Raw genomic sequence first — 12121 nt, forward strand, 5'->3', positions numbered from 1 at the left:
AGTAAACGCGTGACAGTGATTCTCCCCCCGTGCCTGCGCGCGGGGCGATCGAGCGAGGAGTTCATCCGTGGGTAGTGGCAACGCGATCCGTGGCAGCCGAGTCGGCGCCGGCCCGATGGGGGAGGCCGAGCGCGGCGAGGCAGCTCCGAGAGTGCGGGTCTCGTTCTGGTGTGCCAACATGCACGAGACGCGCCCCAGCTTCGCCAGCGACGCGGCGGTCCCCGAGATGTGGGACTGCCCGCGTTGCGGCCTCCCGGCCGGACAGGACGAGGAGGCTCCGCCTGCCCCGCCCAAGAACGAGCCGTACAAGACGCACCTCGCTTACGTGAAGGAGCGCAGGAGCGACAAGGACGGCAAGGCGATCCTCGAGGAGGCACTGGAGCGCCTGCGCAACAACAAGTCCCCCTGGTAGTCGCAAGCGTGCCCCGAAGGGCCCCGGAGCCTGTCTCCGGGGCCCTTCAACGTCTCGGGGACTGCTGTTCCGGGGCTCGGGGTGCCCGTTCTGGGACCTGTGGTGTGTCCGGTTCAACCGGACGGCGCGGTTGGCGGCTAGGGGTGTTCGTAGACGGGGGCGCCGTCCACGAACGTCATGCGCACCCGCGTCGTCCAGATGTCGCCCGCCGGCAGCTCGAACGGGTCGCGGTCCAGGACGGCCAGGTCGGCGGGGCGGCCCGGCTCGATGGCGCCGGCGGTGGAGCGGTTGATCCAGGCCGAGCCGGCCGTGTAGGCGGTCATGGCCGTGGTCAGGTCGATGCGCTGGCCGGGCAGGAACGGCGTCTGCGCGGTCGGGTAGCCGGCGTGGACCGAGTCGCCGGGTTCTGTGCGGTTGACGGCCACGTGCATGCCCTTCAGCGGGTCGGCGCTGGAGACCGGCCAGTCGCTGCCCGCGCAGAAACGGGTGCCGTTGGCCAGCAGGTCGGCGAACGGATACTGCCACGACGAGCGCGGCTCGCCCAGGTAGGGCAGCGTCAACTCGTCCATCTGGGCGTGGTGGGTCGCCCAGAGCGGCTGCAGGTTGGCCGTGACGCCCAGGCGGGCGAAGCGCGGCACGTCGGAGGGCTCGATGATCTGCAGGTGGGCCATGTGGTGGCGGTTGGCGGGGTCGGTGCCCTCCAGGCTGTCCAGGGCCTCGCGTACGGCGCGTTCGCCGATGGCGTGGAAGTGCACCTGGAAGCCGTGCCTGTCGAGTTCGGCCACGTACTCCTTGAGCTTGGCCGGGTCCACGTACGACAGGCCCGTGCCGCCGCACAGGCAGTACGGCTCCAGGGTGGCGGCGGTGAAGTTCTCGGTGATGCCGTCCTGCATGATCTTGACGGAGGTGGCGCGGAAGCGGTCGAGCCCCTCGGCGCGGGAGCGGCGTTCGAGCAGGTCGTCGATCTGGTCCAGGCCGCGCGTCCTGTCCCACCACAGAGCGCCCACCACACGCGCCCGTAGCCGCCCTGAGCGGGCCGCCGCCACATAGGTGGGCAACTGGTCCTGCGAGCCCGCGTAAGAGCCCACAATGGCGTCCTGCCAGCCCGTGATGCCCAAGGAGAACAGGTACGCCTGCGCGTCCGCCAGCGCGTCCTCGAGGTCCTGGGTCGTGGGACGGGGGGTGAGCAGGCCCACGAGGTCCATCGCGCCCTCGTGGAGCACGCCGGTCGGGTCGCCCGCGCCGTCGCGCTCGATGCGGCCGTCGACGGGGTCGGGGGTGTCGCGGGTGATGCCGGCGCGTTCGAGGGCGCGGGTGTTGACCCAGGCGGCGTGGTGGTCGCGCTGGATGAGGTAGGCGGGACGGTCGAGGAAGTCGAGCTGGTCGCGGTGGGGGAGGCCGCCGGGGAAGGCGGACATGTCCCAGCCGCCGCCATCAATCCACTCTTTGGACGGATTTTTCGTGGCATAGTCGCTGATCTTGGCTATGTACGCGTCCAGGCCGAATATCTCGGACAGATCGCACTTCGCCCGTTCGAGGCCCGCCTGAATGGGGTGCAGGTGCGCGTCCGTGAACCCCGGCACCAGCAGGCCGCCGTCCAGATCGACGCTCTCGTGGCCGGGCGCCCGGAGGGCCAGCTCCTCCTCCGGGCCCACCGCACTGATCACGCCGTCGCTCACCAGCACCGCCGCCGCCCGGACGCCTTCGGGGGCGAAGACGCGCCCACCTCGGAAGAGGATGTTCATGCCGTCTGCCTTTCTCGATCCATGTCGTTGTCAGTGTCCCGTGACGAGACAGGTCGGCGAAGCGGGTCAGGATCAGCGGAACACGCCCGCTCGTAGCCTCGTATCCTGCTATATCCGGACATGGTGATGCATCTCACGACGAAATTCGTTACCACCCCCTGTTTGGCGGTCCTGTCCCTTGGCGCGTGCGGAGCGGCAGAGGCGTGGGTGTGGCACGAGGTGGCGGGTCGGGGTCTACCGCGGGGACAGCGCGGGGTTGCCGCCAGGGTTGGGGGTGAAGGTGGCGATGGGGTCAGGGGTGGCGGTGAGGAGCGGGGGTGTATCGGAAATTTCCGTATATAAGGGTTCATTTCGCGATGAAACACGTCGTTAGCGGGTGCGTAACAGCGGCCAGGCATGCTCGAACGCATGGGATTCTTGCGTATTCGCACCACCGTGGACGAGCGGCCGGGACGGCTGGCCTCCCTCGCCTCGGCGCTGGCCGAGAGGGGTGGCAACATCCTCGGGCTGAGCGTCCAGTCCGACACCGACGGCACCGTCGACGAGTTCGTCACCGACATCCCCGCCAACCCCGAGACCGTGCGCGAGGCCCTGGAAGCCGCAGGAGGGCGCTGCGTCCAGGTGGTCCCCGCCACCGCCCACGAGCTGACCGACGAGCCCACCAGGGCGCTGCTGCTGGCCTCCCGCCTGCGTACGATGCCCTGGCGCCTGCCCGAACTGCTGGCCGAACTGCTGCGCGCCGACGACGCCAGGTGGATCTATGGTGAAGCGGTGAGTGATCTTCCCGACCCGACCCAGCTCGTCGTGCCCGTGGCCCCCAGGCGGGCGGTCCGGCTGCGCCGCGCCGACCTGCCGTTCACGCTGACGGAGGCGGCCAGGGCGGCGTCCTTCGCCCGCCTCGCCCAGCCGGCCACCGAGCAGAGCGGGAGCGGCGCCGAGCGCGGCGTCAAGCTCGCCGACGGGGTCGAGGTCACGATCCGCCCGCTCACCTCGATCTACCGCGAGGCCGTCCGCGACCTGCACGACAGGTGCTCGCCCGAGTCGCGCAGGTTCCGCTACTTCACCTCCATGCCGACGCTGCCGCCGCGCGCGTTCGACAAGCTGTGCGACAGGAACAGGGGACATTCACTGGTCGCCGGGCACGACGGGCAGGTCGTGGGCATGGCGAACCTGATGTTCACCCCCGACCCCGGCATCGCCGAGGTGGCCTTCCTGGTCGAGGACCGCTGGCAGGGGCGCGGTCTGGGCACGGCGATGGCCAGGATGCTCGTGCGGGCCGCGCGTGATCTCGGGTACGCCGAGGTCAGGGCCACCATGTTGTCGGACAACGCGAAAATGCGCAGGCTGCTGATCTCGCTGGGCGCCACGCTCGGCTACACCGAGGACCCCGGCGTGGTCGAGGCCAGGCTGCCGGTCGGCGCGATGGTGTCAGCCTAGGCCCTCTTCGTCCGGCCGTTCCCGTTCGTCCTTGGGCTTGCCGGTGGGCCGCTGGATGCCCAGGTGGCGTTCGATGCGCTCCAGGCTCTCCTGGATCTGCGTGAGCCGGTCGCCCAGCATGGAGCCGCCGGCGAGGAGCATCTCACTCGACCGCTCCCTGTGGCCGCGCCCGACGCGGTCGAGCAGACGCTGGCGTACGTCGGCCAGGTCGGCGCCGGCGTCCACGAGCGCCTGGGCGGCCAGGCCCTCGCCCTCTCTGATCAGCCCGAGCAGGATGTGCTCGGTGCCGATGTAGTTGTGCCGTAGCTGCAGCGCCTCGCGCAGCGACAGCTCCAGGACCTTCTTGGCGCGCGGCGTGAACGGGATGTGCCCGCTCGGCGCCTTGTCACCCTGCCCCACTTCGCGTTCGACGAAGGCGCGTACGTGTTCGAGCTCCACGCCGCAACTGTCGAGCACCAGGGCGGCCAGTCCCTCACCCTCGTGGATGAGGCCGAGCAATATGTGTTCCGAGCCGATGTAGTCGTGGTTCATCGTCCGCGCTTCCTCCTGGGCGAGGACGACGACCCTGCGCGCACGGTCGGTGAAGCGTTCGAACACCGGGGGCCTCCGTTCGGCTGGGGCTGTCTCCACTATGCGCTACAAAAGCGGAGATGTGGGGTACTTGTCCTGTGTGGATCTTGACGAGGTGGCCGACAGGCTCTATGCGCTGCCGCCGTCCGAGTTCACCGCCGCGCGCACGGCCGAAGCCCGCGCGGCCAAGGACGAGGGGGACGCACGGCTCTCGCGCGACATCGCGAAACTGCGCAAGCCCACCGTCTCCGCCTCGGCGGTGAACAGGGCCGCCCGCGAACACGCCGGGGAACTGGCCGAACTGCTCGACGTCGGGGAACGGCTGCGCGCGGCCTGGGCCGAGCAGGACGCCGGCGCGCTGGCCGAGTTGACCCGGCTGCGCGGCGAGGTGACCGGCCGCCTGGGGCGGCTCATCAGGCAGCGGGGCGACCTGTCGCCCGCCGCGGCCACCGAGGTGGACCAGACCCTGGAGGCCGCCGTCGTGGACGCCGACGCGGCAGCGCGGGTGCGCCGCGGCAACCTGGCCAAGCCGCTCAACTACAGCGGCTTCGCCCCCGCCCCCGTCCTGCGCGAACGTCCCCCGTCCAGGCGCGCCAAGGCCGCGGAGCGGGAAAAGCTCACCGAGCGTGAGAAAGCCGCAGCTCGCGAAGAGACCGCAGCACGTGAGGAGGCCAGGGCGAAGGAGCGGCGGGAGGCCGAGGCGGCGCACGAGGAGTGGCGCCAGGCCCTGGAGGCGGTCACGAAGGAGCACGACGAGCGCGCGGAGAAGGTGGCCGATCTGGAACGGAAGCTGGCCAAGGCCCGCAAACGGCTCGCCGAGACCCGGCAGCGGCTGGAGGTGGCGCGGCGCGAGGAGCGGCACGCGCGGCGGCGGCTGGAGGGGTAGATATACTGTACGAAACGGTTTCGTACACCATGGAGTGGTGATGACATCCTGGACCGCCGCCGACATCCCCGATCTCACCGGCAAGTCGGCCATCGTGACCGGCGCCAACAGCGGCATCGGCCTGCCCACGGCGCTTGAGCTGGCCAGGCACGGCGCCGGCGTCATCGTGGCCTCTCGCAACCCCGACAAGGGTCGCGCCGCGGTCGAGGAGATCCGGCGGGAGGTGCCGGGGGCGCAGGTGGAGTTCGGTCAGCTCGACCTGGCCGACCTGGCCTCCGTACGACGGTTCGCCGCGAGTGTGGACCGGCTCGACCTGCTGGTCAACAACGCCGGCGTCGGCCTGATCTCGAGGCAGGAGACCAAGGACGGCTTCGAGATGCAGTTCGGCACCAACCACCTGGGGCACTTCGCGCTCACGGGCCTGCTGCTGCCGCTCCTGCTGAAGTCCCCCGGCGCCCGCGTCGTGACCGTCTCCAGCGACGCGCACAAAGCAGGACGCATCGACTTCGACAACCTCGGCCTGACGCACGGCTACGGGCGGATGAGCGCGTACGCACGCTCCAAGCTCGCCAACCTGCTGTTCACGCTGGAGCTGCGGCGGCGGGCCGAGAAGGCCGGGGCCGACCTGATCAGCGTGGCCACCAACCCGGGCACCACCGCGACGAACTTCGTCAACGTCGGGCCGCTCAAGCCGCTGCTGTCCCTGTTCATGCGCTCGCCCGAGGCCGGCGCCCTGTCCTCGCTGTATGCCGCGACCTCGCCCGCCATTCACGGCGGCGAATGGGTCGGCCCCAAGCTCCAGCTCATGGCGCCCTCGAAGACGGCCAGGTCGGATGCGCTCGCCGAGCGGCTCTGGGAAGTGTCAGCCGAGCTGACGGGCGTACGATTCGAGGCAATCGCCGAAGCCAACTGAAGGGCGTGTTCGTGGCTCCACTCGACCCCGAGCGTGACAGGGCCATTCTCGACGCCACGATGGAGCTGCTGTCGGAGGTCGGCTACGAGCGCATGTCGGTCGACCAGATCGCCAGGCGCGCCCGGGCCAGCAAGGCCACCATCTACCGCCGCTGGGCCGGCAAGCCGGAACTGGTGGTCGACGTCATCTGCCGGCGCCTCGACACCGACCCCGTCGTGGGCGATGACACCGGATCGCTCCGCGGCGACCTGGTCTCCTTCGTGCGCGGGATGTGCCGGACGCTGGAGCGCAAGCACGCGCTGATCATGGGGCTTACTTCGACGCTCGTGTCGGACGACGGGCTGGCGCGCACGCTGCGCGCGCACATGCCCACCAAGGACCTGGGCGTGGTGAGCGAGCTGCTGGAGCGGGCCGCGGCACGCGGCGAACTGCCGGCCCCAGCCGACCCCGCGCGGCTTCTCGCGGTCGCTCAGGCGCTGGTGTGGCACCGCGTGATCTTCACCGGGCCGGCGTTCGACGAGACGTTCGTCGGCGAGTCCGTGGACGGCGTACTGCTGCCGCTCCTGAGGGCATGGGCGGCCGGTTAACCCGTTTCCGGGTGGCATGTCGGCTTGTGGGTTGCGCGGGTGGCTGGCTTGCGGGGCGGGTGGTGTGCCGGGTTGTGGGTGGTTGGTCAGCGGGTGGCGTGGGCCAGGTAGGCGCAGACAGGGAAGCCTTCGCAGGCGTACGGGGCGGCCAGTCGCGTGTAGTGGTCCTTGATCCGCGCTACGACGTCGGGCGGCTGCCTGCCGATGACCGCGAATCTGGGCCCGGCCGTCTGCACGACGTTCGTCCACCACGAGGTCAGGTCCACCTGATGGCGCCAGCGCATGGTCTCCACGGCCGCGTGGGCGAACCCCGCCGCCGCGAGCAGCGCCGTGAAGCGGCCCGGGTCGTCCTCGAACGGCCGTGCCGGAAGCTCGCACGGGACCCCGGCGGCGGCGATGGCCTCGGCGAAGACGCTGGTGGCGGTCATCTCGTCGGACTTCCACCAGGTCAGCGCGATGGCTCCGCCCGGACGCAGCACGCGGTGCAGCTCTTTGAGCGCTCCGGCCGTGTCTGACACATGATTGATGATGAAATTTCCCGCTATGGCGTCGAATTGCTCGTCCTCGAATGGCAACTCGGGCAGCGTGGCCTGCCGGACCCGCGCGTACGGGTGACGACGGGCGATCAACTCCAGCATGCCGGGATCGGCGTCCACGGCCGTGACCTCGGCCCCTAACGCGAGCGCCGCCGCCGTCACCACGCCGGTGCCGCAGCCCACGTCGAGCAGGCGGGGCGCGCAGGCCCGGACGAGCAGGGGGCCGACGGTGTGGGAACTGAGTTGGGCGAAGCCGCGGTCGTATGCTTCGGCGTTGGTCACATGATCCAGCGTAGCGTAGCCGTCGAACGTGACATTTCCATGTGAGATTTCGGCCTTACCTCTACTAAATGGGGAAATGTCGCCTCTAAGGTCGTCGCCATGACCCTTGACGCCTTCATCGACGCGCTCCCCAAGGTCGAGCTCCACGTCCACCTGGTGGGCTCGGCCTCGGTCCCCACCGTCCTGGAGCTTTCCCGCCGCCACCCCGGCAGCGAGGTCCCCGCCACAGAGGAGGAACTACGCCGCTTCTACACCTTCCGCGACTTTCCGCACTTCGCCCGGGTGTACCAGGCGGTCAACCGCCTGGTACGCGAGCCCGAGGACGTGGCCACGCTCGTCCTGGGCCTGGCGCGTGACCTCGCCCCGCAGGGGGCCCGCTACGTGGAACTCCAGGTGACGCCGTACGCGCACCACGTGGTCGGCCTTCCCATGCGCGCGGTCACCGAGGCCCTCGACCTGGCCGCCCGGCGCTCGCTCGCCGAACACGGGGTGGAGATCGCCTACATCTTCGACATCGCCGGCGAGTTCGGCGAAGAGGCCGCCAGGATCACGGTCGAGCACGCCCTCCAGGAACCTCCCGCCGCATTGGTAGGTTTCGGTATCGGCGGCATAGAACAAGAGCGCACGAAATATCAGGACGCCTTCCGTTCCGCCTTCTCCGCCGCCCGCGCCGCCGGGCTGCACAGCGTTCCGCACGCGGGCGAGATGAGCGGGCCCGAGACCATCTGGGAGGTCATCGACGGCTACGGCGCCGAGCGCATCGGGCACGGCATCAACTGCCTCGCCGACGACCGCCTGGTGGCGCACCTGCGCGAGACCCGGCTGCCCCTGGACGTCTGCCCCACCTCCAACGTCCGCACGGGACAGGTCGCCCGCATCGAGGACCATCCGCTGCCCCGGATGCTGGAGGAAGGGCTGTACATCACGCTCAACAGCGACGACCCGCCCATGTTCGCGACCACGCTGGCCGATGAGTACCGGGTGGCGGCGAACGTGTTCGGGCTGGACAGGCCGGAGCTGGCCCAACTGGCGCGGAACGGCGTCCAGGCGTCTTATCTGGCCGAGGAGCGCAAGAAGGCCCTCATGAACGAGATCGACGAACTCCTCAGGCGCGACCAAACGACGTGACGAGCCGTTGACCATGGCCGCGTGGGGTGGTTCTAAGGGCGGTCAGGGTGTGGTGAGCCGCTGTTCACCGGGCGGTTCCCGGGAGCGGTCAGGGGTGTGGCGAGTCGCTGGCCGCGTGGGGCGGGGCTAAGTGGTGAGTGGCCGTTCACCGGGCCGTTCCTGGGAGTGGTCAGGGGGTGTCGGGAGTCGCTGTCCACCGGGTCGTTCCGGGAGCGGTCAGGTTGGTGGCAGGACAGGCGTGGTCGTTCACGAAGGCCGGGTGGGTGGTCCACCCGGCCTTGGTTGTCGTCGGTCAGGGGGAGGCCATGCGGCCCAGTCCCGGAGGGATCTTGCTTGCCGCCGTCCGGTCCAGCAGGAACAGGGTTCGCTGCCGCCCCCTGGCCCCGGCGGCGGGCACCTGGACGGGGCCGGCGTCCGACAGCGCCAGCCGGACCGCCCCCGACTTCTCCTCGCCGGCCGCCACCACCCACACCTCACGCGAGGCCTGGATGGCGGGCAGGGTGAGCGAGACGCGGGTCGGCGGCGGCTTCGGCGTGCCGTGCACGGCCACCACCGAGCGCGTGTCGTACAGGGCGGGCATGCCGGGGAACAGGGAGGCCACGTGGGAGTCGGGCCCCATGCCGAGCAGCATCACATCGAAGCTGGGCACGGGGCCGTGGTCCTCGGGCCGGGAGGCGGCGCGGAGTTCGGCGGCGTACGCCTCCGCGGACTCCTCGGCCGTCATCCCCGAGTCGGGTCCCTTCATGACGTGCACCCGCTCGGGGGCCACGTCGACGTGGTCGAGCAGGGCCGCACGGGCCCCCGTCTCGTTGCGTTCCTCATGCCCTGAGGGCAGGAAACGTTCGTCCCCCCACCAGATGTCGAGCCGTCGCCAGTCGACCGCGTCACGCGCGGGCGTGGCGGCGATGGCCGCCAGGGTGGCGATGCCGACCGTGCCGCCTGTGAGCACGATCGACGCCGACCCCTTGGCCGACTGCACGTCGACCAGGCGCGTGATGATCCGCGCCGCGACGGCCTTGGCCAGAATGTCGGCATTGCGATGGACGACGACGTTGGGGACGTTCACAGTTACCAGTTTCTCAGCCACGACGGTCTCAGGTCACCCCTTGTACGTTCGGGCGAACCGCTTGACCGCCGCCTCGTAGATCTCGTCACTGTCGAGCCTGCGCAGCTCCTCGGCCAGCAGCTCCGAGGTGTGCCGCCGGGCCAGGGCCACGTTCCTGTCGGGCTGCCCCGGACGCGAGAGCGTGGCCAGCCGCGCGTCGGTGCGTTCGACCACCAGCTCGCCGTCGCCGACCTGCAGGCGCACCGACGTCAGACCGGGACCTTCGGAGTCCACGACCTTGATCGGCGCTCCCAGCCGCTCTGACAGCCAGGCGGCCAGCAGCGGCGCGCTCGGGTGGCCCGCGACCCCCGCGACGGTTCCCTTGCGCACCTTGCCCACCGGCTGGTCGAACGCGGCCGCCAGCAGGCTGCGCCACGGCGTCAGCCGCGCCCAGGCCAGGTCGGTGTCGCCCTTGGCGTATCCCTTGGCCCGGATCACCAGCGACTTGACGCCGCCGTCGTCGAAGCCCTTGGCGTCGGTGATGCGCCGCTGCGCCAGGGCGCCGATCGCGTCCTTGGACGGCACGTCGGGCGCCGCGCCGGGCCACCACACGACCACCGGCGTGTCGGGCAGCAGCAGCGGGCTGACCACGGAGTCGGCGTGCTGGGTCAGCTCGCCGTACAGCCGCAGCACCACGACCTCGCCCGGCGTGGACTCGCCGATGCGCAGCTCGGCGTCGAGCCTGATGGCCTCCTCGATCTCGCGGTTGATCACCACGATGATGCGCGAGGGGTGCTCACGGGCCGCCTCGGTGGCCGCGCGCAGCGCGTCGTACTGGTGGCGCTCCTCGCAGACCACGACGAGCGTCAGCACCATGCCGATGGCGGGCGCGCCCATCTGGTGGCGCAGGTGCGTGAACTGCGCCGAGATCTTGCCCGCCGTCGTGTCCGACAACATGAATGTGGTCATCAGAGCCTCCTCCACACGCGGCCGTCGCGGGCCATCATCGCGTCGGCCGACGGCGGCCCCCACGAGCCGGCCTCGTACGGCTCGGGCTGTCCCTGCGTGGACCAGAACTCCTCGATCGGGTCGAGGATCGTCCACGACAGCTCCACCTCCCGCTGGTGCGGGAAGAGCGGCGGGTCGCCGATCATCACGTCGAGCAGCAGCCGCTCGTACGCCTCCGGCGACGACTCCAGGAACGATTCGCCGTAGGCGAAGTCCATGGACACGTCGCGCACCTCCATGGCGGTCCCCGGGACCTTGGAGCCGAAGCGCACCGTGATGCCCTCGTCGGGCTGGACCCGGACGACCAGCGCGTTCTGGCCGAGGATCTCGGTGTCGTCCTTGCTGAAGGGCAGGTGGGGCGCGCGCTGGAAGACCACCGCGACCTCCGTCACCCGCCGGCCGAGCCGCTTGCCCGTGCGCAGGTAGAAGGGCACGCCCGCCCAGCGGCGGTTGGCGATCTCCAGCTTGATGGCCGCGTACGTCTCGGTCTTGGACTCGCGCGAGATGCCCTCCTCCTGCAGGTAGCCGACCACTTTCTCGCCGCCCTGCCAGCCGGCGTCGTACTGGCCGCGCGCGGTGTAGAGGCCCAGGTTGGCGGGCAGCCGCACGGCCTTGAGCACCTTCTCCTTCTCCCGCCGCAGCGCGGAGGCGTCGAAGGAGGTCGGGTCCTCCATCGCCACCAGCGCGAGGAGCTGGAGCAGGTGGTTCTGGATCACGTCGCGGGCGGCGCCGATGCCGTCGTAGTAGCCGGCGCGCCCGCCGATGCCGATGTCCTCGGCCATCGTGATCTGCACGTGGTCGACGAAGCTGCGGTTCCAGATGGGCTCATAGAGGTTGTTGGCGAACCTCAGCGCCATGATGTTCTGGACGGTCTCCTTGCCCAGGTAGTGGTCGATCCGGAAGATCGAGCTCTCGGGGAAGGCCGAGGTGGTGATCTCGTTCAGTTCGTGCGCCGACTTCAGGTCGTGCCCGAACGGCTTCTCGATGACCACCCGCCGCCACGACCCCTCGGGCGCGTCGGCCAGCCCGGTCCGCTTGAGCTGCTCGACCACCACGGGGAAGAACTTCGGCGGCACCGACAGGTAGAAAGCGTAGTTTCCGCCCGTGCCGCGGGTCTCGTCGATCTCGGCCAGGGCCATGGCGAGCGCGTCGAAGGCCCCGTCGTCGTTGAACTCACCCGGGACGAAATGGATGCCCTCGCGGATCTGCTTCCATACTTCTTCGCGGAAGGGCGTCCTGGCGTGCGCCTTGACGGCGTCATGCGTCAACTGGGCGAAATCCTGGTCTTTCCAATCGCGCCGGGCGAAGCCGACCAACGAGAAGCCGGGCGGCAACAGCCCTCGGTTGCCCAGGTCGTAAATCGCGGGCAGCAACTTGCGCTTGGCCAGGTCACCCGTCACGCCGAACAACACCATCACGCACGGTCCCGCCACCCGCGGCAGCCGCTTGTCACGCGGATCGCGCAGCGGGTTGGCGGCGACCGCCTCCTCGGTGGTGGCGGTGGCCGCGGCCGAGGTGGCCACGGTGGCCGCCATCATCTGTTCGACGGAGGCGGCGGCCTCCTCCACGGGC

At 70.2% G+C, this 12121-nt stretch carries 11 protein-coding genes and 1 pseudogene; 6 read left to right on the plus strand and 6 right to left on the minus strand.

Annotated features, from left to right (window positions below):
* Positions 1-67 precede the first annotated feature (67 nt).
* Entirely contained in the window at positions 68-412 is a 345-nt protein-coding gene (locus ACFOY2_RS23805) for an RNA polymerase-binding protein RbpA (protein ID WP_082310244.1), read from the plus strand.
* Between the two features lie 137 nt (positions 413-549).
* Here ACFOY2_RS23805 and ACFOY2_RS23810 read toward each other — a convergent pair whose 3' ends face one another.
* Positions 550-2157: an amidohydrolase gene (locus ACFOY2_RS23810; protein WP_379530290.1), complete on the minus strand. Its 1608-nt coding sequence runs from the start codon at positions 2155-2157 to the stop codon at positions 550-552.
* 408 nt (positions 2158-2565) lie between these two features.
* On the opposite strand from ACFOY2_RS23810, the gene ACFOY2_RS23815 reads away from it, so the two are divergent.
* On the plus strand, positions 2566-3594 hold the full coding sequence (locus ACFOY2_RS23815; protein ID WP_379530291.1) for a GNAT family N-acetyltransferase: 1029 nt from the start codon (positions 2566-2568) through the stop codon (positions 3592-3594).
* 180 nt (positions 3595-3774) lie between these two features.
* Here ACFOY2_RS23815 and ACFOY2_RS23820 read toward each other — a convergent pair.
* Positions 3775-4191: pseudogene (locus ACFOY2_RS23820) on the minus strand (Clp protease N-terminal domain-containing protein); the annotation flags it as partial.
* A gap of 73 nt (positions 4192-4264) precedes the next feature.
* Here ACFOY2_RS23820 and ACFOY2_RS23825 point away from each other — a divergent pair.
* Genes ACFOY2_RS23825 through ACFOY2_RS23835 form a run of 3 tightly spaced genes read left to right on the plus strand, consistent with a single transcriptional unit; the run spans position 4265 to position 6550 of the window.
* Positions 4265-5050: a hypothetical protein gene (locus ACFOY2_RS23825; protein ID WP_379530292.1), complete on the plus strand. Its 786-nt coding sequence runs from the start codon at positions 4265-4267 to the stop codon at positions 5048-5050.
* 40 nt (positions 5051-5090) lie between these two features.
* A complete protein-coding gene (locus tag ACFOY2_RS23830) occupies positions 5091-5963 on the plus strand; it encodes an oxidoreductase (RefSeq protein ID WP_379530293.1) in 873 nt (290 codons plus the stop codon).
* An 11-nt stretch (positions 5964-5974) separates the two neighbouring features.
* The gene (locus ACFOY2_RS23835) at positions 5975-6550 is read left to right on the plus strand and encodes a TetR/AcrR family transcriptional regulator (protein WP_379530294.1); all 576 of its coding nucleotides are present in this window, start codon (positions 5975-5977) and stop codon (positions 6548-6550) included.
* 86 nt (positions 6551-6636) lie between these two features.
* Here ACFOY2_RS23835 and ACFOY2_RS23840 read toward each other — a convergent pair whose 3' ends face one another.
* Complete coding sequence (locus ACFOY2_RS23840) at positions 6637-7368, minus strand: class I SAM-dependent methyltransferase (RefSeq protein WP_379530295.1); 732 nt, start codon at positions 7366-7368, stop codon at positions 6637-6639.
* Between the two features lie 99 nt (positions 7369-7467).
* On the opposite strand from ACFOY2_RS23840, the gene add reads away from it, so the two are divergent.
* Positions 7468-8496 (plus strand): adenosine deaminase, encoded by a 1029-nt coding sequence (gene add, locus ACFOY2_RS23845; RefSeq protein ID WP_379530296.1) that lies wholly within the window; start codon positions 7468-7470, stop codon positions 8494-8496.
* 292 nt (positions 8497-8788) lie between these two features.
* Here the strand turns inward: add and pgl are convergent, their stop codons facing one another.
* The 3 genes from pgl to zwf are packed head-to-tail and all read right to left on the minus strand — an operon-like array spanning position 8789 to position 12087.
* A complete protein-coding gene (gene pgl, locus ACFOY2_RS23850) occupies positions 8789-9562 on the minus strand; it encodes a 6-phosphogluconolactonase (RefSeq protein WP_379530297.1) in 774 nt (257 codons plus the stop codon).
* A gap of 33 nt (positions 9563-9595) precedes the next feature.
* Positions 9596-10510: a glucose-6-phosphate dehydrogenase assembly protein OpcA gene (locus tag ACFOY2_RS23855; RefSeq protein ID WP_379530298.1), complete on the minus strand. Its 915-nt coding sequence runs from the start codon at positions 10508-10510 to the stop codon at positions 9596-9598.
* The gene (gene zwf / locus ACFOY2_RS23860) at positions 10510-12087 is read right to left on the minus strand and encodes a glucose-6-phosphate dehydrogenase (protein WP_379530528.1); all 1578 of its coding nucleotides are present in this window, start codon (positions 12085-12087) and stop codon (positions 10510-10512) included. The genes ACFOY2_RS23855 and zwf overlap by 1 nt, the downstream gene beginning before the upstream one ends.
* Positions 12088-12121: the final 34 nt, after the last annotated feature.

This window comes from Nonomuraea purpurea (assembly GCF_042650645.1).
GTDB lineage: Bacteria > Actinomycetota > Actinomycetes > Streptosporangiales > Streptosporangiaceae > Nonomuraea > Nonomuraea purpurea.

Bases quoted from the DNA above. Each gene is read 5' to 3' on its own strand.
- ACFOY2_RS23810 (WP_379530290.1), bottom strand. From the start codon at position 2,157: ATGAACATCCTCTTCCGAGGTGGGCGCGTCTTCGCCCCCGAAGGCGTC.
- ACFOY2_RS23815 (WP_379530291.1), top strand. From the start codon at position 2,566: ATGGGATTCTTGCGTATTCGCACCACCGTGGACGAGCGGCCGGGACGG.
- ACFOY2_RS23830 (WP_379530293.1), top strand. From the start codon at position 5,091: ATGACATCCTGGACCGCCGCCGACATCCCCGATCTCACCGGCAAGTCG.
- add (WP_379530296.1), top strand. From the start codon at position 7,468: ATGACCCTTGACGCCTTCATCGACGCGCTCCCCAAGGTCGAGCTCCAC.
- ACFOY2_RS23855 (WP_379530298.1), bottom strand. From the start codon at position 10,510: ATGACCACATTCATGTTGTCGGACACGACGGCGGGCAAGATCTCGGCG.
- zwf (WP_379530528.1), bottom strand. From the start codon at position 12,087: ATGATGGCGGCCACCGTGGCCACCTCGGCCGCGGCCACCGCCACCACC.